Here is a 25281-nt window from a genome sequence, read left to right on the forward strand (position 1 = left end):
TTGATTTAGCGTCAGTTCTCAGACCGAAAGCGTTATCGTCACCGGCACATGGTCGGATGGCTTTTCCCACGCACGGACGTGCTTTTCCACATCACTCGATATGAAACGATTGGCCGCCTCCGGCGACAACATGAGATGGTCGATACGGATGCCGTTGTTCTTCTGCCAGGCACCAGCCTGATAATCCCAGAACGAGTAAATCCCGCTATCGTCGGTTGACGCACGGATTGCATCGGTAAAGCCCAGATTTTCAAGCCTGCGGAATGCCTGGCGCGATTGTGGCTTGAAGAGCGCGTCGCCCACCCACTGCTCGGGATTCTTGGCATCGTCCGGCTCGGGAATGACGTTATAGTCACCGGCAAGCACTAAAGGTTCTTCAAGAGCAAGGCGATCTTTCGCCCAGAGCTCAAGCCGCTGCATCCACGAAAGCTTGTATGGAAATTTCTCCGTATCCACGGGATTGCCGTTCGGCAGGTAAAGTGAAACGACGCGGACAACGCCCTTGTCCGTCGAGTAGACACCTTCGATAAAGCGCGCCTGCTCATCGCCATCGTCGCCGGGAAGACCGCGATTGACCTCATCCGGTGATTTCTTGGACAGAAGTGCGACACCGTTGAAGCCCTTCTGGCCGTGTGTTTCCACATGATAGCCAAGCGCTTCAATCTCCAGACGCGGAAACTGGTCATCGACCGACTTGATTTCCTGCAGGCAGGCAATATCGGGCGAGGACTCCTTCAGCCAGTGTTGGAGGTTCTCGATACGGGCTTTGACGCCGTTGATGTTCCAGGTCGCGATTTTCATATCGCTATGATTATGCGCTTGGGGAGGTGAGGGCAAGCAGGGCGCAATCGCGCGTCACAGCTTTTCATCGGCCACAATTTCGGTATCCGGGGAAAAATCGGCTCAAGACTATTTGTATTGGCGGTTTTGCATTCCTATTTGCTCTGGACAGGAGCCAAACAGGAGATATTCGAATGTTCGACGCCAAGAAACTTCTCGAGCAGTTTCTGGGATCACAAGTACCCGGTACGTCGGGAAGTGTCCGCGACAAGGCCGGGCAGGTGACAGACCTGGCAAAGAAGAACCCGCTTGCAACGGGAGCCATTGCCGCCGCCATTCTTGGCACGAAGACCGGGCGCAAGCTCGCAGGCAATGTGGCGACCGTCGGCGGCATCGCTGCCATCGCCGGATTGGGATATCTTGCCTACAAAAATTACAAGTCCGGTCAGGCACCGCAGACGGCCGAACAGCCGGTCGCGAAGGAGCCCGAGCTTCTTCCTCCGCCCCCGGCCGATTCTCCGTTTCACCCGCAATCTCCCGCTATGAGCAACAGTTTTGCGCTGACACTCGTGCAGGCGATGATTGCCGCCGCCAAAGCCGACGGTCATATTGATGATGCCGAGCGGGCCCGCATCATGGAGAAGGTGAAGATTTCCGGTCTTGATGACGAGGCGGAAGCCTTCCTTGAGAAGGAGCTTGCCGATCCCGTTGATCTCAATGTTCTGGTTTCAGCCGCGCAGACTGAGGAGCAGAAGGTCGAGCTTTATACGGCTTCGCGTCTTGCAATAGACCCCGATAACAGGGCTGAACGTGGATATCTGGATATGCTGGCTGGTCGTCTCGGCCTGCCGGATGCCCTGGTGGATCACATCGAAGCGACGGTCGCTTCGGTAAAGGTTTGAGGCCGGTTGTTTTCCGGCAGCCATGAAAAAAACCGGCCGCCACATGGCAGCCGGTTTTAAATCTTCTATTCGCGTATTCGCGCGCCCGTCAGATGGCGAAGCTGGTTCCGCAGCCGCAGGCCGAAGTGGCGTTCGGATTGCGAATCTGGAACGACTGTCCCATCAGATCATCGACGAAATCGATTTCTGAACCATCCATATAGGGAACCGAAATGGAATCGATCAGCACCTTGGCGCCGAGCTTCTCGATGACGATGTCGTCGTCGGTCTGCTCATCAACCAGATCGTATTTATAGGAGAAGCCGGAACACCCGCCGCCCTCGACAGAAACGCGAAGGGCAGTCTTTCCCGGTTCCGATCCGAGAATCTTGGCGATCCGCTTTGCTGCGGAATCTGAAACGGTAATGCCTGTCATCTGCCTTGTTCCGTTTGCAATTGCGAATATCGAACCGGGTGATTTCTCCAGATTTCCGATAGCCGCATACTTGCCTTCATGATTAGCTGATAGCTATGAACGCGAACTGCGGAAGTCAATATTCGCACCAGTTTTGTGTAATCATATTACAGTGAAGGATGCATCGCAATGTCGCTGGAAGGAATAGGCTTCGGTTATCGCGAACGCGCGCCCTATGCCTGTGATCCTGCACGGAGCCGTGGTCGTCTGGTGCCAGAGCCGGAAAGCCCGACCCGCACGCCATTCCAGCGCGATCGCGACCGTATCATCCATTCCACAGCATTTCGTCGTCTGAAACATAAAACGCAGGTTTTCATCGCTCATGAAGGCGATCATTACCGCACGCGGCTTACGCATACGATAGAGGTCGCCCAGATTGCGCGTGCGTTGGCGCGCGCATTGCGGCTCGATGAAGATCTGGCCGAGGCGGTAGCGCTTGTCCACGATTTTGGCCACACACCCTTTGGCCATACGGGCGAGGAAGCGCTCAACGATCGCATGAAGGCGTTCGGCGGGTTCGACCATAATGCACAGTCGCTCCGGATCGTGACCAAGCTCGAACATCGATATGCCGATTTCGACGGGCTTAATCTCTCGTGGGAAACGCTGGAAGGGCTGGTCAAGCACAACGGGCCGCTGTTGGGCGCTCATGCAGCACATCCGGATGCCGCTGTTCCGTTGCCGATCCTCGACTTCAATGAACGCTATGATCTGGAGCTCACGCGGTTCGCCAGTCTCGAAGCGCAATGCGCGGCCATTGCCGACGATATTGCCTATAACGCTCATGACATCGATGACGGCTTGCGGGCAGGGCTTTTGAGCCTTGATGCGCTTGACGAAGTGCCGTTGACGAAACGCCTGCTCGATCTCGTGCGGACGCGTTATCCCGACCTCGATCCCGTGCGAACCGGACATGAACTGGTTCGCAGGCAGATCACCATCATGGTGGAAGATGTGATCGAAGAGGCCCAGCGCCGTCTGGCAGCGGCAAAGCCGCAGAGCGTGGAAGATGTGCACGGCCAGTCGCATGCACTGGTGGCGTTTTCCGATACCATGCGCACCGACGAAAAAGTGCTGAAGCGATTTCTGTTCAAGAACCTCTATTTCCACGACAGCGTCGTGGTGCGCAGACATGCCGCCGACAAGATATTGCAGGACCTTTTTGATACCTGTTTCGCCAATCCGTCGATCATGCCGTCAGAGTGGCAATCGGGCTGCGAGACGCTGGATGAGGCGGCGCGGGCGCGGCGGGTCGCTGACTATCTTGCCGGGATGACTGACAATTATGCCGTGCGAGAACACCGACGATTGTTTGACCACACACCCGATTTAGCTTAATCGGGGGCCAAACGAAGCGGCATCTATCGGCAGTTTGACCGGATTCCGTACAGGATTAGAGCATTTCCAGCAAAAGTGCGAAGCGGTTTTGCGTCGGACAATGCGACAAAACAAAGCCCGGCGTAAGCCTGACAGGACAGACCATGAATATCTTTGCAGATTTCGACGCACGTATCAAAAAGACGTTGCAAGATATTGATCTGAAACCGAAAGACGGTGGCGATTTAGACCTTTCGCGCATCGGTGTCGAGCCGCCGCGAGATGCTTCCCATGGTGATATCGCAACCAATGCTGCGATGGTGCTCTCCAAGGCCGTCGGTCAGAATCCGCGTGAACTTGCCGGTCGCATCGCCGAGGCTCTTGCCTCGGATACCGACGTCGAAAAGGTTGATGTCGCCGGTCCGGGCTTCATCAATCTGCGTCTGAAGGCCACTTACTGGCAACGCGAACTCTCGGCGATGCTGAATGAAGGTAAGGATTTCGGTCGCTCCAAACTTGGTGCAGGATCGAAGGTCAATGTCGAATATGTTTCGGCAAACCCGACGGGCCCGATGCATGTGGGCCATTGCCGCGGCGCAGTTGTGGGCGATGTTCTGGCCAATCTGCTGAAATTTGCAGGCTATGATGTGGTCAAGGAATACTACATCAACGATGCCGGTGCGCAGATCGATGTGTTGGCGCGGTCCGTCATGCTGCGCTACCGTGAAGCGCTCGGTGAAAATATCGGTGAAATTCCGTCTGGTCTTTATCCCGGCGACTATCTCGTTCCGGTCGGGCAGGAGCTTGCCAAGGAATTTGGTTCGAAGCTTCTGGAAATGCCGGAAGCCGAAGCGCTTGCTCTCGTAAAGGATCGCACGATTGATGCCATGATGGCGATGATCCGCGCCGATCTTGATGCGCTCAACGTGCACCATGACGTGTTCTTCTCCGAGCGCAAGCTGCATGTTGATCACGCACGGGCGATTCGCAATGCAATCAACGATCTGACGCTCAAGGGCCATGTCTACAAGGGCAAGCTGCCGCCCCCGAAGGGTCAGCTTCCGGAAGACTGGGAAGATCGCGAGCAGACATTGTTCCGTTCGACGGAAGTGGGTGACGATATCGACCGTCCTCTGATGAAGTCCGATGGCGCTTTCACCTACTTTGCAGGCGACGTGGCCTATTTCAAGGACAAGTACGACCGCGGCTTCAACGAGATGATCTATGTGCTGGGTGCCGATCATGGCGGCTACGTCAAGCGTCTGGAAGCGGTCGCAAGGGCTGTTTCCGACGGCAAGGCGAAGCTGACGGTGCTGCTCTGCCAGCTGGTCAAGCTGTTCCGCGATGGCGAGCCTGTGCGCATGTCGAAGCGGTCAGGCGAATTCATCACGCTGCGCGATGTGGTGGATGAAGTCGGCCGCGATCCGGTTCGTTTCATGATGCTTTACCGGAAGAACGATGCGCCGCTGGATTTCGATTTTGCCAAGGTGACGGAGCAGTCGAAGGATAATCCGGTCTTCTACGTGCAATATGCTTCCGCGCGTTGCCATTCGGTTTTCCGTCAGGCTGCCGATCAGCTTGGTCTCGCCGATCTCGACCGAGTCGGTATGGCTGCGCATTTCGACAAGCTGACCGATGAGAGCGAAATTGCACTCGTTCGCAAGCTCGCCGAATATCCGCGTCTGATCGAGGCTGCGGCCATTCATCAGGAGCCGCATCGGCTTGCTTTTTACCTCTATGATCTCGCCAGCGCGTTCCATTCGCAGTGGAATAGAGGCACAGAGAACCCGGACTTACGTTTTATTAAGGTTAACGATCCAGACTTGTCATTAGCCAGGCTAGGGCTGGTACAGGTTGTTTCCGATGTGCTGACTTCCGGATTGACGATAATCGGTGCGGATGCTCCAACGGAAATGCGCTAGAGTATAGTTCGAAGGTGAAAGCCTTTTGAGATGGATTATACTCGAAGAATGGTCTCCGCAGCTCACGGGCCACACTATGTGGTTCGAGATGACTTCGGAGTTCAGGCGACTGTCACGAAGCTTTTCAGGTCGAAAGACTGATTGAAGGCAAAAGTTGGCAAGTCGAACAGGTGGAAGGCCATAATGAACGCAAGTCATTGGTCTTCCTTCTGGCGCAGGAAACTTCCGTCAACTTTTGCCCACATTGCCTCGCTACAAAGCAATGTATGGAGACGTCTTGCGACGTCCAGGGTTTGAGTTAGGAACACGCTATGACGGACAGCAGTGCAAATCCCCGTAATTACGGCGAGCGTCCGTTGCACGAAGACGATCCACTGATGGAACTGTCGCGGATCATGGACTTCGGCACGCCTGCTGATGACAACGTCGCTTGGAATGAGCGCCGACCTAGTTACTTTGAAGATAACCGGACAGAGCCGGGCTTCGATCCATCGCTGGATCTGGAGCGCGAATTGCTCGGTGACTTCAATGATTATTCTCAGCCTACGGACCAGTCCCAGTTCGCAGCGACCCCTGCACAAGATGATTCTCATCTGTTGGATGAGCCTCTGATTCATGAGGAAGAACTTGCTTCGGCTCTGGAAGACGAGCTTGATCTTCAAATGGATGAAGATGAGCAGGCGCCGGAATTGGAAACGCCCTCATTCGAAGCACTTGAGTTCGAAGAAACTGACCGAACTGAACCTGTGCCGCAATTCGACTACAGTGATTATTCGGCTGCACGCGATTCGAACGAAGAGACCTATGCCGCATCGTCGTCGGTCTACGCTCGCCGGGAAACTGTCGAGCCGCTTCATGTCGATCAGACCGATTACGATCCGACCATCTATCAGCCAGCCATAGAGCCGCATCAAGAGGCTTATCAGCCTGCGCGCGATCATGATTGGAGCGTTCAGGCTGTTGAGCCTGCCGAACAGTCCTATGCCGCCGCTGCGCCGGTTTCGCTTGAGGACGAGCTGGAAAATCTCCTTTTCGGCGATGAGCCGCAGCCAGTGTCTCACGACGAGACCCGGTTTTCTCATGTCGCGCCGGCAGAGGAGCCCTACGTCCACCACGACGTGGTGCCGGTGCAGAATGTTGGATATCAGGACGAGACCGAGCTTGCAGATTTGCATTTCGATGATCTGCAGCTCGATGAGCCGGCTTACGATGCTGCACCACAGACGGCTGCACCCGTTGAAACCTATGCGCCTCAGTCTCAGGTCGTGCCTGCAGGATATCCGTACTATACGCGAAGCAATTTCTCCTCGGGCATTGCAGGGCAGGACGCAGTGGCGACAGCCCCGCAGGCTGACTATGCGCCGGTTACAGAAACAGCGCCTTCTCTTGGCGACGACGATTTCTCTTTCGACGACGATTTTTCGTTTGATGTTGAGGAAACAGCAGCTGCAATCGCTGCTGAAGGAACCGAAGACGATCTTTCGGAGCTGGACGAAATCAGCCTTTCGGAAGATGATTTCGGTTTCGAAACGTCCGGCGATGTTTCCAGCATTCAGGATGAGAACGCTTTCAGCGAAGATGATTTCTTCATGGAAGATGATCTCGATCTGAGCTCGGAACCTGAAGAAGAAGCCACCGCCTACGCACATGCGGTGCGTTCGGACGACGATTACCGTTCTTCATCGACTTCGTTCCAGCAGTTCGGCAGTGCTCATACGGCTGCGGTCAGTGCCCCGGCGCCCGAAGTCGAAACCTTGAGCGTGGCCGAAGAAAAGGTCGAGCAGACGCATTCCCTCGATTTGCCGGAAATCAACTACGGCGAAGAAGAAGCCAACGCCGGTTTGACTGATCTCGAAGCCGAATTCGCCGAGGTCTTCAACACGGTTGGTGTGGATGAATCGGCAAAAACAGACGCACAGAGCGAAGCTGACAGGGCTTTTGAGGACATATTCCGCGAAAGCGCTTCGAGCTATCTGCCAAACACCGGCGCCAGCCTTGGTGCTGCCGTCGGTGCTGCAGCAGTGGGCGTCGGCGCTGCCGCAGCTGCGGGAGCGTATGGCCGCTCACAGGCAACAGCCCGAGCGCCAGCACAGCCAAAAGCCTCCAATCCGTTGGGCAATGAAGACGACTTCTATAACCATTGGGCAGCCCAGGGTGCACAGACCCTTGAAGGAGGCGACTTTGGCGAACGCGCTGCGATGCAGGCGGAGGATGATCTTGGCAGCGCTGCCGAAGCTTATCGTAATCGCCCGGTTCGTGGCCGTCGTGGTCTTATTCTGGCCAGCGTGGCCGGTGCGGCGGTGCTTCTTGGCGGGATCGGCTATCACTTCCTCGGAGGTAGCGGTTCCGGTGAGCCGGTCGTGATTCGTGCCGACAATCAGCCGATCAAAATGCAGCCGGAAAATCCGGGCGGTGCCACGGTACCGAACCAGGACAAGGCAGTTTATGACCGCGTTGCCGGTACGCTGCCGAACAATCCGGAACAAAAGTCTCTGATTACTTCCGGTGAAGAGCCAGTGGACATTTCCGGCACGGATGACAGCGAGAACATGGCGGACAATACGCCTGACGAGCCGCCAGTGACGAATAATGCTTCGGCCGAGAATCAGAACGCGAACCACAATGCGCCGTTGGTCCAGCCGCGCGAAGTGGAAACCATGATCGTTCGTCCAGACGGCTCTATTGTCCAGCCATCCCCGGCTCCGCAGGAAACAGCCTCGCAGCTGCCACCAGCAAACACTGCTCAGCCGGCGGCTCCCGCCGGTGGTGATGAAATTGCTGCGCTGGCCGCTGGCAATGCACCGGCAGAACCGGCTGCGCAAACACCTGCACCGGCTCCTGTGGCACAACAGCCTGAGCCGGCTGCGGAAGCGCCGCGTCTTCCTGTCCGTGCTCCGGTGGTGCCATCACGGCCTGCCGAACAACCGGTCAACATCGTCGGCAATGTTCCGCAGCGCACGCAGGCCCCCGCTGCAACCAATCCTGCTCCGGCAGCGCCGCAGGTTGCATCGGCAGCAGGTGCAGGCGGTTATTTCATCCAGATTGCTTCGCAGCCATCTGCCGAGCTGGCACAGAAGTCCTATGCCAATATGGCCCAAAAGTATGGCAGCGTAATCGGTGGCCGCAGCGTCGACATCAAGCGTGCCGACATTCCGGGCAAGGGCACCTACTATCGTGTCCGTGTTCAGGGTGGTTCCAAGGAAGATGCATCCGCACTTTGCGGACGCCTTAAGTCCGCTGGCGGCAGCTGCTTCGTAACGCAGTGATTTGTCGGACATTGAATATGAAAAAGGGCGGCCTCGGTCGCCCTTTTTCATGGTCCACTACCAAGCCCTGATTTTTTCGGTTAAACCGGGGCAGGGTTGTTTGAGTACAGCATTTCCAGACAATTTTGGGGAAGAGCGCATGAAAGAGTGCAAGGCATGGATTGCCGGTGTGTCGGGAACGAAACTGACCGAGGACGAAATCGCGTTTTTCCGCGATGAAAGACCTTGGGGCTTTATTCTTTTTGCGCGCAATGTCGAAAGTCTGGAACAGGTTTCCGAGCTGACGGCGCACATGCGCGACCTGACGGGCCGGCACCAGACGCCGGTTTTCATCGATCAGGAAGGTGGACGCGTGCAGCGCCTTCGCCCGCCGCTCGTTCCAAACTATCCTTCGGCCTCGGAAGTCGGTGCGATCTATGCGCGTGATCGGGAAGCAGGTCTGCGAGCTGCGTGGCTTCATGCCCGCCTGCATGCATTCGATTTGCTGAAGGTTGGTGTCAATGTGGACTGCCTGCCGGTTCTGGACGTACCCGTCGAAGGCGCACATGATGTTATCGGCGCGCGAGCCTATTCCAAGAACCCGCAGGCGGTTGCAGAAATGGGGCGAGCTGCTGCTGAAGGCTTGCTTGCCGGTGGTTTGCTGCCTGTGATCAAGCATATGCCGGGGCACGGCCGTGCGTTTGCCGACACCCACAAGGAGCTGGCGCGTGTCACGGTTCCGCTGAATGAGCTGGTTGCGCATGATTTCGTGCCGTTCAAGGCGCTCAATGACCTGCCAATGGCAATGACGGCGCATGTCGTATTCGATTGCATCGATCCGCAGCGCCCTTCGACATTGTCACCGACTGTCATCAACACGATCATTCGCGATGTCATCCAGTTCGATGGTCTTGTCATGAGCGACGACATTTCCATGAAGGCGCTTTCGGGCGGACTCGGTGACATTGCGGACGGCATCATCGGTGCCGGTTGCGATATGGTTCTCTATTGCGCAGGTGTGATGGAAGAACTGAAGCAGGTTGCAGCGCGTGTGCCGGTTCTTGAAGGCAAGGCGAAGCGTCGTGCCGATCTGGCGGAAGTCTATGCGGGCGATCCCGATCTTTCCGATGAGGACGAACTGCGCGCAGAATTCAACGCCATGTTCGAACTGATAGCGTAATCGTCAAAACTTGGTAAACTGACATCACCGGCGGGCTGATCCGCCGGTGGACCTTATCAGCAGGGAAACGGGTTTGGCGGCATCGGGAGCAGACACAGACGGCAAAGACGGCACGCTCGTGCCGATGGATGCGCTGTGGCAGGGCGATTCCGAACGTAGCGAAAGTGAACCGTCGCTTCTCATCGATGTGCAGGGGTTTGAAGGCCCGCTTGATTTGCTGCTCCATCTTGCGCGGAGCCAGCGCGTCGATCTCGCCCGTATTTCCGTTCTTGCGCTTGCAGAGCAGTATCTGGTGTTCGTGGAACAGGCACGCGCCTTGCGCCTCGAACTTGCGGCCGACTATCTCGTCATGGCGGCATGGCTTGCCTATCTCAAATCGAAGCTGCTGATCCCGAAGCAACAGGGCGATGATGGAGCGACCGGCGAAGAACTGGCTGCTTCGTTGCATTACCGTTTGAAGAGACTTGAAGCCATGCGCGATGCGGCGGCGAAACTCGTCAACCGCAACCGGCTGGGGCGGGATGTTTTTGCGCGCGGTATGCCGGAAATGGTCATGGTGGACAGGACCAGCCAGTTTTCTGGAACGCTGTACGATCTTCTTACCGCCTATGCTTCGCAGCGCCAGCGACAGGCCGTGTCGCAGGTGCAGATTGCCAAGCGCGCAGTCTGGTCATTGAAGGAAGCTCGTGTGGCACTCGTGCGTTTGATGGGATCGGTGGGCGACTGGATTTCTCTCGATCGCTTCCTGATCGATTATGCGCTTTCGCCCCGAGAAAGAGCTTCGGCGCTCGCGAGTTCCTTCGCCGCCAGTCTTGAGCTTGTGCGTGAAGGCAAACTGGAAGTCAGGCAAAACGCTCCTTTCGAGCCGATCTATATCCGGGCGACAGGAGATATCAGCGAATTGGATGAGGACGAGGATGTCTGAGGCGGAACGTCGAAATCTGGCTGAAATCGATAGTGACGACGATCAGATCGAAACGGAAGTTTCTGTCTTGACGCAGGGGCTTGCTGATCTTGCGCGCATTGTCGAAGCCATTGTTTTTGCGTCCTCTGAACCGGTTTCCGAACGCGCATTGGCTGAACGTTTGCCTGCCAATGTTGACGTCGCGCCAGTTTTGAAACATTTGCAGAAAATATATGAAACGCGCGGCGTGCACCTTGTTCAGGTTGGCAGTGCGTGGGCGTTCCGTACGGCACCCGATCTCGCCTTTCTTATGAGCCGCGAAGCTGTGCAGCAGCGCAAGCTGTCCCGCGCCGCGATGGAAGTGCTTGCCATCATCGCCTATCACCAGCCGGTCACGCGCGCCGAGCTGGAAGATATCCGTGGTGTGGAGACCTCAAAGGGCACACTGGATGTCCTCATGGAGACCGGCTGGATCAAATTGCGCGGACGCCGCCGTACGCCCGGCCGTCCGGTCACCTATGGCACGACCGACTCGTTTCTCGACCATTTCGGCCTTCCGGAAATCCGCGATTTGCCGGGACTGGAAGAGCTGCGCGGGGCAGGGCTGCTCTCGGCACGTATGCCATCGAGCTTTGCCGTTCCGGTGCCGAATATCGACCCGGATGAGCTGACAGAAGACGAAGAGCCGCTCGAAGATATCGATCTGGAAAGCCTTGGCTTGCTCGCCCCACGCGGTGAATAGTCTCAGTATGGCCTTTGGAGCCAATTTTATTTGTCGCAAAGCCGTTCACCGTCACACTTCTGTTTGAAAGATTTGTTGAAAGCGCTTAAATCGTAACTGGCATTGCAGGAACATGCCGCGCGTTCGCGGCAATGAGAGGAATAAAATGGGTAGCTTTTCCATCTGGCACTGGCTGATCGTCCTGGCGGTTGTCCTTCTTCTGTTTGGCCGCGGCAAGATTCCCGAGCTGATGGGTGATGTTGCCAAGGGCATCAAGAACTTCAAGCAGGGCATGTCCGACGAAGACGCCAAGGATGACGCGCGGGATTCGGGTCGTACGATCGACGCCAAGGCTGACGAAACCGTCAACGACGTCAAGAAAACCACCAAGTCCTGATCTAACGGATAAAGCATGCTGCGCACGTGCAAGCGCGCGCAGCATATTTTGCCATTTACAAGTGCGGTTTTCCGCCGAAAGACGGGACGCGCGCGCGAATTGCGCGGGGTATCAAGAATATGTTCGACATCGGTTGGTCTGAACTTCTGATTATTGCGATCGTGATGATCGTGGTGGTCGGTCCCAAGGATTTGCCGAAAATGCTGCGTGCATTCGGCAAGGCGACAGCGCGCATGCGTGCCACCGCCAATGAGTTCAAGCAGCAGTTCGACGAAGCCTTGAAAGAGGCTGAGCTTGACGACGTCAAGAACATCATCGACGAGACCCGCAAGCTAGACCCGCGCTCGAAGATCACGCAGGTATTCGATCCGATTCGAAGTGCGGGCGAGGATCTGCGCTCGGGCCTTCAGTCCACGTCTTCCATGTCTCCGGCGACACCTGAAAAAGTTGCTGAAGTGACGACGCCGGTTGATGCCGATGGCGCACCGGTTCCGCCTGCTGTGGAAAAAGCCGCAGCGCCCAAGAAGGCGACCCGAAAGACTGCACCGAAGGCAGAGAATAAAGCGGCCGAAGTCACTGTAGCCAAAACGAAGGCTGCGCCGAAGGCGGCTTCCGTTGCAAAGCCTGCTCCCCGAAAGCCCGCAGCGGCGAAAGCGGAAACGGCAAAGGCTGGAACGGTCAAGGCTGCTGCCGCCACAACTGCCAAGAAGACCACGAAGAAGACAGGAACCAAAGCGTGACACGCGACGAGGACGAAATCGAACAGAGCGCAGCGCCTCTGCTTGAGCACCTGATCGAGCTGCGCCGCCGCCTGATCTGGGCAATTCTGGCATTTTTCGTGGCATTTATTTTCTGTTTCGCTTTTGCCAAACAGCTCTTCAACCTGCTTGTCGTGCCTTATCAATGGGCGCTCGACTGGGCGGGCATGGATCGCTCGAAAGCGGAACTGATCTATACCGCGCCGCAGGAATTCTTCTTCACACAGGTGAAGGTGGCCATGTTCGGCGGCATCGTGCTGGCATTTCCGATCATTGCAGCACAGATTTACAAGTTTGTGGCGCCCGGCCTCTACAAGCATGAGCGCATGGCGTTCCTGCCGTTCCTGATTGCATCGCCGATCCTGTTTTTGACAGGCGGCGCGCTCGTCTACTTCTTCTTCACGCCGATGGTGATGTGGTTCTTCCTCGCAATGCAGCAGACTGGCGGCGCCGGTGAAGTGCAGATTTCTCTCCTGCCGAAGGTATCGGAATATCTGAGCCTTATCATGACGCTCATCTTTGCGTTCGGTCTGGTCTTCCAGCTGCCGGTGGTAACGAGCCTGATGGCCCGTGTCGGACTGGTGACGTCGGCTGGCCTGAAGGACAAGCGCAAATATGCAATTGTCATTGCTTTTGTCGTTGCAGCGGTCCTGACTCCGCCCGATCCGGCGAGCCAGATCGGCCTTGCCTTGCCAACAATCCTTCTCTACGAGATTTCAATCATCGTGGCTCGCATGATCGAGAAGAAGCGGGATGAGGCGCAGGAAGCTTCCGACGCTGAAAACAACGCTTCATCGTCCTGATTTGTCACTATGATTCTGTGAGGTCGCAGGTTGTGCGGACTCGCTTCTGTTCAATTTCACGAAACGGCTTTTCCCATGCTCGACATCAAATGGATTCGCGAAAACCCTGAAACCCTCGACAAAGCGCTCGCCAAGCGTGGGGCTCAGTCGCTGTCGTCCGAATTGATGGCGCTGGACGAAAAACGCCGCGAATATGTCGGCAAGGTTCAGGCTGCGCAGGAGCGCCGAAATGCCGCTTCGAAGGAAATCGGCAAGGCCATGGCTGCGAAGGACGCGGCGACGGCTGACAAGCTGAAGGCCGAAGTTGCGGAGTTGAAGGATTTTCTTGCGCAGGCTGAGGACGAAGAGCGTCGCCTGACCAAGGAACTGAACGACGCTCTGTCGACCATTCCCAATATTCCGCTCGAAGACGTGCCACTCGGCAAGGACGAAAGCGACAATGTCGAAGTTCGTCGCGTCGGCAACCAGCGAAACTTTGCCTTTCAGCCGAAAGAACATTTCGAGTTGGGTGAGGCGCTCGGTTACATGGATTTTGAACGCGCTGCAAAGCTCGCAGGTTCGCGCTTTACCGTGTTGAAGGGGCCGCTTGCGCGTCTCGAACGTGCGCTTGGCCAGTTCATGCTCGACCTGCACACGATGGAACACGGCTATACCGAAACGATGCCGCCGTTGATGGTGCGCGATGAAGCTGTCTATGGCACGGGCCAGCTGCCGAAATTTTCGGAAGATCTGTTCCGCACGACGGATGGTCGCTGGCTGATTCCAACCGCCGAAGTCCCGCTGACCAATCTGGTTGCAGATGAAATCGTCGATACCAAGTCGCTTCCCCAGCGCTATACGGCGCTGACCCCATGCTTCCGTTCGGAAGCAGGTTCTGCCGGTCGCGACACGCGTGGCATGCTGCGCCAGCACCAGTTCCTGAAAGTGGAAATGGTGTCGATCACCGATGCCGACAGCTCGGTTGAAGAGCATGAGCGCATGACCGCCTGTGCAGAAGAAGTGTTGAAGCGCCTTGGCCTGCCGTTCCGCACCGTCGTGCTCTGCACTGGCGACATGGGCTTCGGCGCACAGAAGACCTACGACATTGAAGTATGGCTGCCCGGCCAGAACACCTACCGCGAAATTTCCAGCTGCTCGGTCTGCGGTGATTTCCAGGGCCGTCGCATGAACGCCCGCTATCGTCCGGAAGGCGAGAAGTCGACCCGTTTCGTGCATACGCTGAACGGTTCGGGTGTCGCCGTCGGACGCGCGCTGATCGCCGTCATGGAAAATTATCAGGAAGAAGATGGCAGCATTCATATTCCTGAAGCATTGCAGCCATACATGGGCGGCCTCACGCGGATAGAGAAAGCTGCGTGAATCACATTTATTGATAAATGAAGGAGTGACGACGTGCGAATTCTGCTGACGAACGATGATGGTATCCACGCTGAAGGCCTCGCAGTTCTGGAGCGGATCGCACGCAAGCTCTCCGATGACGTCTGGGTTGTCGCTCCGGAAACCGACCAGAGCGGCCTCGCGCATTCGCTGACGCTGTCGGAACCGCTTCGCCTTCGCCAGATCGATGATCGTCATTTCGCATTGCGCGGCACGCCGACCGATTGCGTCATCATGGGTGTGCGCCACGTTCTGCCGGGTGCGCCTGATCTCATTCTTTCGGGCGTGAACTCCGGCGCGAATATTGCCGACGATGTCACCTATTCGGGTACGGTTGCCGGCGCCATGGAGGGCACGTTGCTCGGTGTGCGGTCTATCGCGCTGTCGCAGGAATATGAATATGAAGGCGACCGCCGCATCGTGCCGTGGGAAACGGCGGAAACGCACGCGCCTGAACTTATAAAAAAGCTGATGGAGGCAGGATGGCCGGAAGGCGTCCTGTTGAATCTCAACTTCCCGAACTGCGGTGCGGATGAAGTCAAGGGAACGCGCGTCACAGCTCAAGGCAAGCTCAGCCATGATGCCCGCCTCGATGAACGTCGCGACGGGCGTGGCTTCCCGTATTTCTGGTTGCATTTTGGTCGGGGCAAGGCGCCGGTTGCGGATGACAGCGACATTGCAGCCATTCGTTCCGATTGCATTTCTGTAACCCCGTTGCACCTCGATCTGACCGCGCATAAGGTTCGGGCAGAATTGAGCGCAGCACTTGGGGTTGCAGAGCTTGGGGGTTGAAGCATGAGGCAGGCAGCGTCTGAGCGCCCACGGCTTTCGGACAGAGAAGGATTCGCATCCTTCGTTATGCGAATGCGCGGGTACGGGATTGACGATCCGCGCCTTTTTGCAGCCATCGAGTCCACACCACGCCAGAGCTTTCTCGCGTCGTCATGGTCTCATCTTTCCTACAGCTCCCGTACTGCGCCGCTCGACTGCGGCGAGTACATGGAGGGCATTGATGATCAGGCTCGCGCCATCGCCGCGCTCAAGCTGGAACCCGGCCATCGTGTGCTGGAGATCGGAACCGGCTCCGGTTTCACGGCTGCTGTTATGTCTTCGCTCGCCGGTCGTGTCACAACGGTCGAACGTTATCGCAAGCTCTGCGACCACGCCTTGCAGCAATTCGTGTCGCTTAAGCGCGAAAACATCATGGTCAAACATGCCGATGGTCGCCATGGAATGCCGGGTGGCCCCTTTGACCGCATCCTGATCTGGCTTGCCTTCGACGAAGTGCCTCGTCATTTCGTTGATCTTCTGGCAACGCATGGCGTGCTGATCGCTCCGATCGGTCCGGGAGATGGTCGACAGATCATGACACGTATCGCCAAGGTCGGCAGCCGATTCGAGCAGGAGGACCTGATGGTGGTCCGCTATCAGTCTTTCATCGAGGGCGTTTCGTCCGTTCTGTGAACGGAGCGCGTATCGATTCGTCAAAATGATGGCTTTCAGGCTCTCTTTGGTAGTGCCAGGGAGGGCTTTCGGTCGCTTTGTGCGCTTATGGTATTTAATTGGTGAATCTTTTTTCGAAGATTTGCCGTTCTTAACCAGAGAGTAACATTAACGCGTTTTAATCACCTTACTGAGTTTCGAGTATGGGCGAGTTGAACATGCGTTTACAAATTTTGCAGCACACGTCTGAACGTCTCCTGCGGAATGTCGCGATCGTTCTGATTGCCGGTTTTGGTGCCGGGTGCAGTGCCGATACGATGCGCTTCACTGATGGTATCAGTACGGGCTCTACGTCCAGTCAGCGTGTCGCACAGCAGCCGGCTGGCGATCTTTATGCATCTGTGGCTCCCGTGGCTCCCGCATCGAGCGGTTCCGTTCAGCGCAATTCATTGCCTCCGGTTTCTTCGGCGCCGATGGCAGCACCGGTCGCGGCGGCACGGCAGTCGGTTCAGGCTCCGGTCGCAGCGGCATCCAATAACATTCAGAATCAGGTCGGGCAGGCGCAGGACATGGCCGCAAACCGTGTGAACAACACGGTCAATGCAGCAGAAGCCAAAGTCGCCAGCGCAGCAACATCTACGCGCAACACCGTAAATGGTGCGCAGGAAAAGGTTCTCGGGCAGCTTCCGACGAACCCAGCCATGCCCCGGCCAACGGATAATAATATCGCGGTTGTCCCGCAGGCGCCTGCCGTCAACGGCAAGAAGCCTTCGGCGAACGATATGGCTTCGGCAGGCGCAAATGCTACGACGCCGCCGGCGCCGAACGGCACCTACACGGTTAAGAGCGGTGATTCGCTCTTCTCCATCGCGCAGAAGCACAATGTTCCTGTCGAGCAGTTGAAGAAGGCAAACGGTCTGTCGAACGGCGCTATCCGCGTCGGACAGGCGCTCGTCATTCCTTCTGCTGCAGCGGGCAATGCAACGCAGGTCGCAGCGGTTTCACAGCCTCCGGAAAACCCGGCCAAGGCTGCCGCACCAGCCGCCAACGCCGATGTGAAGCCTTACACGCCGCCGCAGGCGAGCAACAAGGTGATCGAAGATGCCGAAAAGGATCAGGCGGCAGCGCCTTCTTCCACCGGTATTTCACAGATGCGCTGGCCGGTACGCGGCCGTATTCTCGCAAGCTTCGGCCAGCGTGACGGTACATCGGTAAGCGACGGTATCGACATCATGGTTCCGGAAGGCACATCGGTGAAAGCTGCTGAGAACGGCGTCGTCATCTATGCCGGTGACGGTCTCAAGGAGTTCGGACAGACCGTTCTGATCCGTCACGACAATGGCCTCGTCACCGTCTACGGTCACAACAGCCAGATACTGGTTCAGCGCGGACAGAAGGTTCGCCGTGGCGAAGAAGTTGCAAAATCGGGCATGAGTGGCAACGCGAAATCCCCGAAGCTGCATTTCGAAGTGCGCAAAAATTCGGCCCCGGTCAATCCTTCCAAGTATCTGGAATCGTGATCAAAATCTAATAATGAAAGAAGGCGGGCCAAAAGCCCGCCTTTCTTTTTTTGGTTGGTTCCGTCTTCTTTACATTGCAATTCCGAGGCGACCTGCCAGATCCTGGATATATTGCCAGGCAACGCGCCCCGAACGGTTTCCGCGCGTGGTGGACCATTCCAGCGCTTCGGCATGCATCTTGGCCGGATCGTAAGCCAGCTTAAAATGGGCCGCATAGCCATCGACCATCGCGAGATAATCGTCCTGGCTGCATTTGTGGAAGCCGAGCCAGAGGCCGAAACGGTCCGACAGGGATACCTTTTCCTCAATCGCTTCCGAAGGATTGATCGCCGTCGAGCGCTCGTTGTCGATCATGTCGCGCGGCATCAGATGGCGCCGGTTCGAGGTTGCATAAAAGATCACATTGCCGGGGCGACCTTCGACGCCGCCTTCAAGCGCAGCTTTGAGCGATTTATAGGATGTATCGTCATGATCGAAGGAAAGGTCGTCGCAAAACAGGATGAAGCGATAGTCCGTATCCTTGATGAGGTTCATCAATGTCGGAAGGCTATCGATATCCTCGCGATGAATTTCGATCAGCTTGAGCGGAGCGCGATCCGCCATTTCAGCGTTCACACTTGCCTGTGCAGCCTTGACGAGCGAGGATTTGCCCATGCCGCGCGCACCCCAGAGCAGAACATTGTTTGCCGGAAATCCTTTTGCGAAGCGCCGGGTATTGTCCACGAGCTGATCACGTACCAAATCTACGCCACGGATCAGTGCGATATCCACTCGGTTGACGCGCTTGACCGGATCCAGGGTCAGTCGTTCGGGAGCCCAGACAAAGCAGTCTGCGGCATCAAGATCGGGTGTTTTGGCTTCCGGCGGCGCAATGCGTTCCAGAGCGGCGATCAAACGGTCCAGTTTCTGGCTGAGTATGTCTTCGGTCGTCATTTCATGTCCCTGATGGTAGGGCTAAGGGCTAGGGTCTGTTGGGGATTAGTTTTGGAGCGTGGTATGAATGAAAATGGCACAGATTTAGGAGCAAAACCGAGGGTGGAGTGGTTCTCCATCAAGGTTTTGCGACGCAAAGCTGGACCATTTTCATCATATCGCGAAGCGACGTGGCAGATTTTCCTCCTGAATGCGTCGAACATCCCTTGTGGAGAATTACTCCACAGCGGTCTGTTCTCCTGTTCAGGAATAAAATCCGGCTCACGCCACGCCCGAAACCTAATCCCCAACAGAACCTAACATGTCACAGCGGAGGCGAAAAGTGTGCGACCTTGGCGCAGGCGGGATCATCGCCGGTTGCATTTGGCGCGCTAACCATTGTAATGCCGATAATAATTTGTCTTCGAGACTTCAGAGGAGTTCCTAATGTTCGTAACACCGGCTTTCGCTCAGGCATCCGGCGGCGCTGTTGGACCAGATATGCTCATGAGCATTCTGCCGTTCATCCTGATCTTCGTGATCATGTACTTCCTTATCATCCGCCCGCAGCGGACCCAGATGAAGAAGCGTCAGGAAATGCTGACCCAGGTTCGTCGTGGCGATACCGTCGTGACCGGCGGCGGCATTGTCGGCAAGGTTCAGAAGGTTGTTGACGACAACGAACTTGAAGTCGAAATCGCTGAAGGTGTGCGCATCCGCGTTATGCGCAGCACGCTGATGGATGTTCGCGTCAAGGGCGAGCCCGTCGCCGACAACAAGAACAAGTAATTCTTTTTACAACACGCAGACCCCGGTAAGATTTCCATAACCGGGGCCTGCGCATTATTCGGTAAGCGCTAACATACGATGCGCATGCCACGACGCCGGAGAGCGGTTCGCAACAAGTGAACTCCGGCATGCTCTATCCAAGCTGATACGGAATTGCTGCTCTATGCTCTATTTTTCACGCTGGAAATCTGCCCTGATCTGGCTCGCGGTTCTCGTGAGTTTCATCATCGCATCCCCTAACTTTTTCTCGCGTGAAACGCTGGCAAAACTGCCAAATTTCCTGCCGAAGCAGCAGATCGCTCTTGGGCTCGATCTCTCCGGCGGCTCACGTCTGGTCCTGCAGGTGCAGAATCCCGGACGAGGGGAGCTCGAGCGCACCGCAAATATCATGCGGCAGCGTCTGGAGGAGCTTGGTTATGGCAAACCTCTCGTCGAAGAGGAAAACCGCAATCAGATTCGGGTTGAAGTTCCCGGTGTCTATGACGCGCAGCTTCTGAAAGACATTCTCAGCGTTCGCGGAAATTTCTCTTTCCGTGCTGTCGACAGCACCATGTCACCGGATGATGCTATTCGCGGTACGCCGCCCGCTGACAGTGAAATCATCTATTCCTATGACGATCCGCCTGTCGGCTACCTCGTCAAGAAACAGCCGATCCTGACTGGCGCCAATGTGACGGATGCCAAGGCGACGCTGTCGGATGACGATAGTGAGCCTGTCATCACGCTGACATTGGACGATGCAGGCCGCAAAAATCTTGCCGAAGCAACATCGCACCTGGTTGGTGGTAGCTTTGCTATCGTCGTCGACAATCAGATCGTTTCCGCGCCCGCCGTTGATGAGAAGCTCGATACGAATGAGCTGCAGATTTCAGGCGCTTTCGATCTTCAGGCAGCCAACAATATGGCCGTTGTGCTGCGTTCCGGCGCGCTGCCGCAAGATGTAACGGTTCTGGAAGAACGCACGATTGCGTCGGCTCTGGGCGAGGACTATGCCAGCGCGGCCGCACTGGCAGCCTTGCTTGCGGCACTGCTCGTCGGCCTGTTCATGGTCTTGTCCTACGGTATCCTCGGTGTGATCGCCATGGTCGCACTGGCCGTCAACATCATCATTCTGACAGCCATACTCTCGCTGATCGGCGCCTCGATCAGTCTCGCCAGTATTGCCGGTCTGGTACTGACCATAGGTTTGGCCGTTGACGCCCACATCCTGATTTATGAACGTGTGCGCGAAGATCGCCGCAAGGGCTATTCCGTTGTCCAGGCGATGGAATCCGGCTTCTATCGCGCCCTCTCGACCATTATCGACGCAAACCTCACCACACTTATTGCAGCGCTTGTTCTGTTCCTGCTCGGGTCGGGAACGGTTCATGGCTTCGCGCTGACGGTCGCGGTCGGCATCGGCACCACGCTCTTCACGACGCTCACCTTCACCCGCTTGCTGATCGCGCAGTGGGTGCGCACAGCCAAACCGAAGGAAGTGCCGAAGCGTCGTCTGAAACTGGTTCCGACTGTAACGCACATTCCGTTCATGCGTCTGCAGTTCGTGACGCTCGGCATCTCGGTGCTGGCCTGCGCTATCGTGGTCGCGCTGTTCGTCAATATCGGCTTCAACTACGGCATTGATTTCCGTGGCGGTTCGATGGTTGAACTGCAGGCCCGCAGCGGTGACGCCAATATTGAAGACATCACCGAACGTCTTACCGAACTCAATATCGACAGCGCCCGCGTTTTGCCGGCAAAGTCTCCGCGCTCTGCTCTTGTCATTATCGGCAGTCAGGAAGTCGGCGACGATGCCGAACAAACCGTCGCGGTGAAATTGCGCGGAGAGTTCGAGCAGGACTACTCATTCCAGCGCGTTGAAGTCGTCGGGCCGACTGTTTCGGAACAGCTTTCGCGCGCCGGAGTTCTGGCGGTCATTCTGTCACTGATCGGTATCTTCATTTACGTATGGGTCCGGTTCCGCTGGCAGCTCGCGCTTGGTGCGGTGCTTTCAACCTTGCACGACGTCATCATCCTCGCGGGCATGTTCATTGTCTTCCGCATGGAGTTCAATCTGTGGAGCGTCGCGGCAATCCTGACGATCATCGGCTATTCGCTGAACGATACGGTGGTGATCTACGACCGCGTGCGTGAGAACCTGCGCGTCTATAAAAGCGCGCCACTGCCTGCCATCATTGATGCCTCAATCAACCAGACGCTGTCGCGTACCTTGCTGACGTCCTTTGTGACCTTTCTCGCGCATATTCCGCTCTATGCCTTCGGTGGCGCGGATATCCGCAGCTTTGCACTGGCACTGAGCGTCGGTATCATTGTTGCGAGCTATTCATCGATCTTCATCGCCGCTCCATTGTTGGTTCAGTTCGGCCTCAAGCCGCGTGGGCCGGATGAATCCAGCGATCAAATGGATGATGAACTGGCACAATCGCTGAATTTGGAAAGCTGAAAATGGCCAAAGGGATAGAGATACGCGAGGCCCATTTTCCGGGCCGTGCTCCCATTGACGCCTATGGCGACGGTGGATTCCGCTTTGCCGAAATGTCGCATCGCGGTTCCATTCTTTGCCTGCCTTCCGGCATTCATGGCTGGGAACCTGCGACGCCGCCGATACTGGCCAAAGCCGATCTTAAGATGATCCTTGAGCAGGCATCCGATATTGAAATTCTGCTGGTGGGGACGGGCATGGATCTGCGCCGTATTCCAGAAGACGTGCGCGCTATCCTGCGCGAACACCGCATTTCTTCTGATCCCATGAGTACAGGTGCCGCCGTTCGCACCTATAATGTGCTTCTGGCCGAAGATCGTGCGGTCGCAGCGGCGTTGATTGCTGTAGACTGACATCATGAACGAGAATGAGGCACATTGCCTGGCATTGCTTCGCCAAGCTGACCGGGACCGCTATCTGTCAGTGCTTTATGCGCCGGAGGATCGTCGTGGCGGTCTGGCTGCGTTGTATGCGTTTAATGCCGAAGTTGCGCGTATCCGTGATCTAGTCCACGAACCGCTGCCGGGCGAAGTCCGGCTGCAATGGTGGCGCGATCTCATCAATGGCGAGGCGAGGGGCAGTGCGGAAGCACATCCCGTTGCCGCAGCGCTGATCAACACCATTGAAAAATATGAGCTGCCGCGAACTGCTTTCGACAATTATTGCGAAGCGCGCATCTTCGATCTATATGACGATCCGATGCCCAGCCGTAATGATCTGGAAGGTTATTGCGGGGAAACCGCATCGGCAATCATCCAGTTAGCCGGCTTTATCTTGGACAGGGATGCCGCGCAGGCACAGACGGAAATAACCGGCCATGCTGGCGTGGCACAGGCCGTAACCGGCTTGCTTCGCCTTATGCCTATTCATCGGCGGCGTGGGCAGCTCTATGTGCCTGCCGATATGTTGCAGGCAGTCGGTGTGACCCGCGAGACTTTCATTGCTGGCGAAGACAAGGCTGCTGTCGAGCGCATGATCAGCATCATGCTGGCTTTCGCGCGTGAACATCTGGCGATTTTCGAGAAGAACAAGTCACAGCTGCCGAAGAGCCTTGTTCCAGCGTTTCTGCCTTTGGCGCTTGTTCCGGCCTATCTGCGAGCAATCGAGCGCCTGGGCGCACAGGCTGCGGAAAAGGTGGCGGACATTTCAGCCATCCGGAAGCAATGGCTCATGTTCAGAGCCAACTTCTGAGTAGCCGGAACCGATGGGCTTCAGTTCAATCGAACCGAAGCCCATCGCAATATCACTCAGCCGGTCCTTGCCTCGAGCCCAGCTCCAAGTCCAGCTCCAAGTCCAGCCCCAAGCCCAGCCATTGACGGCAGTCAGCCAGAGCACGTGCGGAAAGCGCGCGTTTCTTGGCAACAGTCTTTTCCTTGCCGCGCAGACGCTTGCCTTCCGGCTTCGGAACATCGACGGGCGGGAACAGGCCGAAATTCACATTCATCGGCTGGAACGAACGCTTGCCCGGTTCGTCGTCGGCAACGATGTGCCCACCCGTTATATGACCGAGCAGGGCACCGAACGCGGTTGTTCCGGGAGGTGGCGTCAACGTCTGCCCCAGCTTTTCTGCGGCAGTGAAACGACCTGCCAGCAATCCAATGGCTGACGATTCGACATAGCCTTCACAACCCGTCACCTGACCGGCAAAGCGCAGTGTTTCGCGTGATTTCAGGCGAAGCGTACCATCGAGCAGCACGGGAGAATTCAGATAGGTGTTGCGGTGAAGGCCGCCGAGGCGAGCGAATTCCGCATTTTCCAGACCCGGAATCATCTTGAATATGCCGGTCTGCGAGCCGTATTTCAGCTTCGTCTGGAAACCGACCATGTTGTAGAGCGTGCCGAGCGCATTGTCCTGACGGAGCTGCACGACGGCATAAGCCTTCACAGTCGGATTATGGGCATTGGTAAGGCCCATCGGCTTCATCGGCCCATGACGCAAGGTTTCCGGCCCGCGTTCAGCCATCACCTCGATCGGCAGGCAGCCGTCGAAATAGGGTGTTCCTTCCCATTCCTTGAAGTCGGTCTTGTCGCCTTCGACCAATGCGGCCACGAACGCCTCATACTGCTCCTTGTCCATGGGGCAGTTGATGTAGTCTTTTCCGGTGCCGCCGGGGCCAACCTTGTCATAGCGCGACTGGAACCAGCAGACATCCATATTGATCGAATCAAAATGGATAATTGGAGCAATGGCATCGAAGAAGGCCAAAGCATCCGCTCCTGTTTGCGCCTGAATGGCCTCAGCCAGTGAAGGCGCGGTCAGGGGCCCGGTGGCAACAATGCTCGTTCCCCACTCCTCTGGCGGCAGGCCGGTGACTTCTTCCCGAACGATTGTAATCAGCGGATGGGCTTCAAGCTTGGCAGTGACGGCCTGCGAAAAGCCTTCGCGGTCGACAGCCAGCGCGCCACCTGCGGGAACTTGATGTGCATCGGCGCACGCCATGATGAGCGATCCGGCAAGGCGCATTTCGGCATGAAGAACGCCGACGGCATTGGTTTCGGCATCATCCGAGCGGAAAGAGTTGGAACAGACAAGCTCGGCCAGTTGCTCGGTCTTGTGGGCGTCGGTGCCGCGTACGGGGCGCATTTCGTGCAGTATGACGGGCACGCCCGCCTGCGCGAGCTGCCATGCAGCTTCAGAACCGGCAAGACCGCCGCCGACGACGTGAACGGGAGAAAGATCGGATGTGTTTGACATGGGCCATTCCCTTATCGCCTTTGCTGAACGCCTTCAATGGAGAAGGCTCGCTAAGGATGGGAATCGAGCCGCAAAAAGAAATGGCATCCGTCGCGGGAGGAGGAACGACGGATGCCATTATGGTAAGACCGGCATTGGGAGGAGGAGAACCGGTCTTGTTATCGCAAAACCTGGGAGGAGGATGGTTCTGCGATGAACCAAGTCTGGTGGGAGGAGGATCCAGACTTGGAGAAAACCCTATCGGGAGAAACTGTGAGGCTCGTTAATTAGCGAGCCCTGGTTTTTAACGGGCCTTGGTCTGGCGAGCCACGAACGGAATGTCCGCGCGGGAGATGCCAAGATCGTTCAGCTCGCGGGTGGAGAGCTGGCTGAGTTCATTGACGGTGTCGCGGTAACGGCGCCAGTTGTTGTAAGAGCGGAGGAGGTTCATCGTGCTATTCCTTCATCGTTGAGGAACTGGAGTTCTGTTCAATTCATCTCGTTTGTTGCCCATGATATAAGCTATTGTTTTCGCAGGTTGCAGACCCGAGTTTGCATAGCTGCTCTGCGGGTTCTGCACGACACGTTAAATCGATTAGACTGGTGTGGCACAAAATTGCCGCAAAGCGATTTGATCCACTCTTTGCCGGCAGCGCAGTTTCCTATATGTTCTCAAACGCTTACGGTTGCGACAGCAACAA

23 protein-coding genes are annotated in these 25281 nt (G+C 56.6%); 18 read left to right on the forward strand and 5 right to left on the reverse strand.

Annotated features, from left to right (window positions below):
• Positions 1–18: 18 nt before the first annotated feature.
• Complete coding sequence (gene xth / locus ABDF71_RS06905) at positions 19–801, reverse strand: exodeoxyribonuclease III (protein WP_010661234.1); 783 nt, start codon at positions 799–801, stop codon at positions 19–21.
• A gap of 173 nt (positions 802–974) precedes the next feature.
• Between xth and ABDF71_RS06910 the strand changes: the two genes are divergently transcribed.
• On the forward strand, positions 975–1682 hold the full coding sequence (locus ABDF71_RS06910) for a tellurite resistance TerB family protein (RefSeq protein ID WP_010661235.1): 708 nt from the start codon (positions 975–977) through the stop codon (positions 1680–1682).
• Between the two features lie 88 nt (positions 1683–1770).
• Here the strand turns inward: ABDF71_RS06910 and erpA are convergent, their stop codons facing one another.
• Positions 1771–2097, reverse strand: coding sequence for an iron-sulfur cluster insertion protein ErpA (gene erpA, locus ABDF71_RS06915; RefSeq protein WP_006471759.1), 327 nt, complete (start codon positions 2095–2097; stop codon positions 1771–1773).
• Between the two features lie 168 nt (positions 2098–2265).
• Here erpA and ABDF71_RS06920 point away from each other — a divergent pair, with 168 nt between their 5' ends.
• From ABDF71_RS06920 to dipM, 13 genes are all read left to right on the forward strand, one after another.
• Entirely contained in the window at positions 2266–3474 is a 1209-nt protein-coding gene (locus ABDF71_RS06920; protein WP_012092219.1) for a deoxyguanosinetriphosphate triphosphohydrolase, read from the forward strand.
• A 143-nt stretch (positions 3475–3617) separates the two neighbouring features.
• Complete coding sequence (gene argS / locus ABDF71_RS06925) at positions 3618–5375, forward strand: arginine--tRNA ligase (protein WP_500061419.1); 1758 nt, start codon at positions 3618–3620, stop codon at positions 5373–5375.
• A 311-nt stretch (positions 5376–5686) separates the two neighbouring features.
• Positions 5687–8641, forward strand: coding sequence for an SPOR domain-containing protein (locus tag ABDF71_RS06930; RefSeq protein WP_500061420.1), 2955 nt, complete (start codon positions 5687–5689; stop codon positions 8639–8641).
• Positions 8642–8780: 139 nt separating this feature from the next.
• Entirely contained in the window at positions 8781–9800 is a 1020-nt protein-coding gene (nagZ, locus tag ABDF71_RS06935; protein ID WP_010661239.1) for a beta-N-acetylhexosaminidase, read from the forward strand.
• Between the two features lie 73 nt (positions 9801–9873).
• The gene (locus ABDF71_RS06940; protein WP_010661240.1) at positions 9874–10725 is read left to right on the forward strand and encodes a segregation and condensation protein A; all 852 of its coding nucleotides are present in this window, start codon (positions 9874–9876) and stop codon (positions 10723–10725) included.
• The gene (gene scpB / locus ABDF71_RS06945) at positions 10718–11446 is read left to right on the forward strand and encodes an SMC-Scp complex subunit ScpB (protein WP_012092214.1); all 729 of its coding nucleotides are present in this window, start codon (positions 10718–10720) and stop codon (positions 11444–11446) included. The genes ABDF71_RS06940 and scpB overlap by 8 nt, the downstream gene beginning before the upstream one ends.
• Before the next feature lie 145 nt (positions 11447–11591).
• The gene (locus tag ABDF71_RS06950) at positions 11592–11822 is read left to right on the forward strand and encodes a twin-arginine translocase TatA/TatE family subunit (protein WP_010661242.1); all 231 of its coding nucleotides are present in this window, start codon (positions 11592–11594) and stop codon (positions 11820–11822) included.
• Between the two features lie 119 nt (positions 11823–11941).
• Positions 11942–12562, forward strand: coding sequence for a Sec-independent protein translocase protein TatB (tatB, locus tag ABDF71_RS06955; protein WP_500061421.1), 621 nt, complete (start codon positions 11942–11944; stop codon positions 12560–12562).
• A complete protein-coding gene (gene tatC / locus ABDF71_RS06960; protein WP_012092212.1) occupies positions 12559–13383 on the forward strand; it encodes a twin-arginine translocase subunit TatC in 825 nt (274 codons plus the stop codon). Before tatB ends, tatC begins: the two co-directional genes overlap by 4 nt.
• Positions 13384–13458: 75 nt before the next feature.
• Positions 13459–14742 carry a serine--tRNA ligase gene (gene serS, locus ABDF71_RS06965; protein ID WP_010661245.1) on the forward strand — a complete coding sequence of 428 codons (1284 nt, stop codon included), beginning with the start codon at positions 13459–13461 and terminating at the stop codon, positions 14740–14742.
• Positions 14743–14775: 33 nt separating this feature from the next.
• The gene (gene surE, locus ABDF71_RS06970; protein ID WP_105529015.1) at positions 14776–15552 is read left to right on the forward strand and encodes a 5'/3'-nucleotidase SurE; all 777 of its coding nucleotides are present in this window, start codon (positions 14776–14778) and stop codon (positions 15550–15552) included.
• Between the two features lie 3 nt (positions 15553–15555).
• Positions 15556–16224, forward strand: a complete 669-nt coding sequence (locus ABDF71_RS06975; protein ID WP_010661247.1) for a protein-L-isoaspartate(D-aspartate) O-methyltransferase — start codon at positions 15556–15558, stop codon at positions 16222–16224.
• A gap of 182 nt (positions 16225–16406) precedes the next feature.
• Positions 16407–17723, forward strand: coding sequence for a cell division endopeptidase DipM (dipM, locus tag ABDF71_RS06980; RefSeq protein WP_500061422.1), 1317 nt, complete (start codon positions 16407–16409; stop codon positions 17721–17723).
• A gap of 69 nt (positions 17724–17792) precedes the next feature.
• Here the strand turns inward: dipM and ABDF71_RS06985 are convergent, their stop codons facing one another.
• On the reverse strand, positions 17793–18656 hold the full coding sequence (locus tag ABDF71_RS06985; protein ID WP_010661249.1) for an ATP-binding protein: 864 nt from the start codon (positions 18654–18656) through the stop codon (positions 17793–17795).
• 426 nt (positions 18657–19082) lie between these two features.
• Between ABDF71_RS06985 and yajC the strand changes: the two genes are divergently transcribed.
• The 4 genes from yajC to ABDF71_RS07005 all read left to right on the forward strand — a co-directional run bounded on the left by yajC (position 19083) and on the right by ABDF71_RS07005 (position 23097).
• Positions 19083–19424, forward strand: coding sequence for a preprotein translocase subunit YajC (gene yajC, locus ABDF71_RS06990; protein ID WP_010661250.1), 342 nt, complete (start codon positions 19083–19085; stop codon positions 19422–19424).
• A gap of 163 nt (positions 19425–19587) precedes the next feature.
• Positions 19588–21867 (forward strand): protein translocase subunit SecDF, encoded by a 2280-nt coding sequence (gene secDF / locus ABDF71_RS06995; RefSeq protein ID WP_010661251.1) that lies wholly within the window; start codon positions 19588–19590, stop codon positions 21865–21867.
• A gap of 2 nt (positions 21868–21869) precedes the next feature.
• Entirely contained in the window at positions 21870–22259 is a 390-nt protein-coding gene (locus ABDF71_RS07000; RefSeq protein WP_010661252.1) for an Mth938-like domain-containing protein, read from the forward strand.
• Positions 22260–22263: 4 nt separating this feature from the next.
• Positions 22264–23097, forward strand: coding sequence for a phytoene/squalene synthase family protein (locus tag ABDF71_RS07005; protein WP_010661253.1), 834 nt, complete (start codon positions 22264–22266; stop codon positions 23095–23097).
• 52 nt (positions 23098–23149) lie between these two features.
• Here ABDF71_RS07005 and trmFO read toward each other — a convergent pair whose 3' ends face one another.
• Together trmFO and ABDF71_RS07015 are read right to left on the reverse strand one after the other, a co-directional pair.
• The gene (gene trmFO / locus ABDF71_RS07010; protein WP_500061423.1) at positions 23150–24601 is read right to left on the reverse strand and encodes a methylenetetrahydrofolate--tRNA-(uracil(54)-C(5))-methyltransferase (FADH(2)-oxidizing) TrmFO; all 1452 of its coding nucleotides are present in this window, start codon (positions 24599–24601) and stop codon (positions 23150–23152) included.
• Between the two features lie 283 nt (positions 24602–24884).
• Positions 24885–25031 (reverse strand): DUF1127 domain-containing protein, encoded by a 147-nt coding sequence (locus tag ABDF71_RS07015; protein ID WP_006466676.1) that lies wholly within the window; start codon positions 25029–25031, stop codon positions 24885–24887.
• Positions 25032–25281: the final 250 nt, after the last annotated feature.

It is taken from the genome of Ochrobactrum sp. WV_118_8 (genome assembly GCF_039631535.1).
Lineage (GTDB): Bacteria > Pseudomonadota > Alphaproteobacteria > Rhizobiales > Rhizobiaceae > Brucella > Brucella anthropi.

What these genes read in the sequence shown, in the direction of transcription:
- xth (WP_010661234.1), bottom strand. Translation starts at nt 801, where the DNA reads ATGAAAATCGCGACCTGGAACATCAACGGCGTCAAAGCCCGTATCGAG.
- ABDF71_RS06910 (WP_010661235.1), top strand. Translation starts at nt 975, where the DNA reads ATGTTCGACGCCAAGAAACTTCTCGAGCAGTTTCTGGGATCACAAGTA.
- erpA (WP_006471759.1), bottom strand. Translation starts at nt 2,097, where the DNA reads ATGACAGGCATTACCGTTTCAGATTCCGCAGCAAAGCGGATCGCCAAG.
- ABDF71_RS06920 (WP_012092219.1), top strand. Translation starts at nt 2,266, where the DNA reads ATGTCGCTGGAAGGAATAGGCTTCGGTTATCGCGAACGCGCGCCCTAT.
- argS (WP_500061419.1), top strand. Translation starts at nt 3,618, where the DNA reads ATGAATATCTTTGCAGATTTCGACGCACGTATCAAAAAGACGTTGCAA.
- ABDF71_RS06930 (WP_500061420.1), top strand. Translation starts at nt 5,687, where the DNA reads ATGACGGACAGCAGTGCAAATCCCCGTAATTACGGCGAGCGTCCGTTG.
- nagZ (WP_010661239.1), top strand. Translation starts at nt 8,781, where the DNA reads ATGAAAGAGTGCAAGGCATGGATTGCCGGTGTGTCGGGAACGAAACTG.
- scpB (WP_012092214.1), top strand. Translation starts at nt 10,718, where the DNA reads ATGTCTGAGGCGGAACGTCGAAATCTGGCTGAAATCGATAGTGACGAC.
- ABDF71_RS06950 (WP_010661242.1), top strand. Translation starts at nt 11,592, where the DNA reads ATGGGTAGCTTTTCCATCTGGCACTGGCTGATCGTCCTGGCGGTTGTC.
- tatB (WP_500061421.1), top strand. Translation starts at nt 11,942, where the DNA reads ATGTTCGACATCGGTTGGTCTGAACTTCTGATTATTGCGATCGTGATG.
- serS (WP_010661245.1), top strand. Translation starts at nt 13,459, where the DNA reads ATGCTCGACATCAAATGGATTCGCGAAAACCCTGAAACCCTCGACAAA.
- ABDF71_RS06975 (WP_010661247.1), top strand. Translation starts at nt 15,556, where the DNA reads ATGAGGCAGGCAGCGTCTGAGCGCCCACGGCTTTCGGACAGAGAAGGA.
- dipM (WP_500061422.1), top strand. Translation starts at nt 16,407, where the DNA reads ATGGGCGAGTTGAACATGCGTTTACAAATTTTGCAGCACACGTCTGAA.
- ABDF71_RS06985 (WP_010661249.1), bottom strand. Translation starts at nt 18,656, where the DNA reads ATGACGACCGAAGACATACTCAGCCAGAAACTGGACCGTTTGATCGCC.
- yajC (WP_010661250.1), top strand. Translation starts at nt 19,083, where the DNA reads ATGTTCGTAACACCGGCTTTCGCTCAGGCATCCGGCGGCGCTGTTGGA.
- secDF (WP_010661251.1), top strand. Translation starts at nt 19,588, where the DNA reads ATGCTCTATTTTTCACGCTGGAAATCTGCCCTGATCTGGCTCGCGGTT.
- ABDF71_RS07000 (WP_010661252.1), top strand. Translation starts at nt 21,870, where the DNA reads ATGGCCAAAGGGATAGAGATACGCGAGGCCCATTTTCCGGGCCGTGCT.
- ABDF71_RS07005 (WP_010661253.1), top strand. Translation starts at nt 22,264, where the DNA reads ATGAACGAGAATGAGGCACATTGCCTGGCATTGCTTCGCCAAGCTGAC.
- trmFO (WP_500061423.1), bottom strand. Translation starts at nt 24,601, where the DNA reads ATGTCAAACACATCCGATCTTTCTCCCGTTCACGTCGTCGGCGGCGGT.
- ABDF71_RS07015 (WP_006466676.1), bottom strand. Translation starts at nt 25,031, where the DNA reads ATGAACCTCCTCCGCTCTTACAACAACTGGCGCCGTTACCGCGACACC.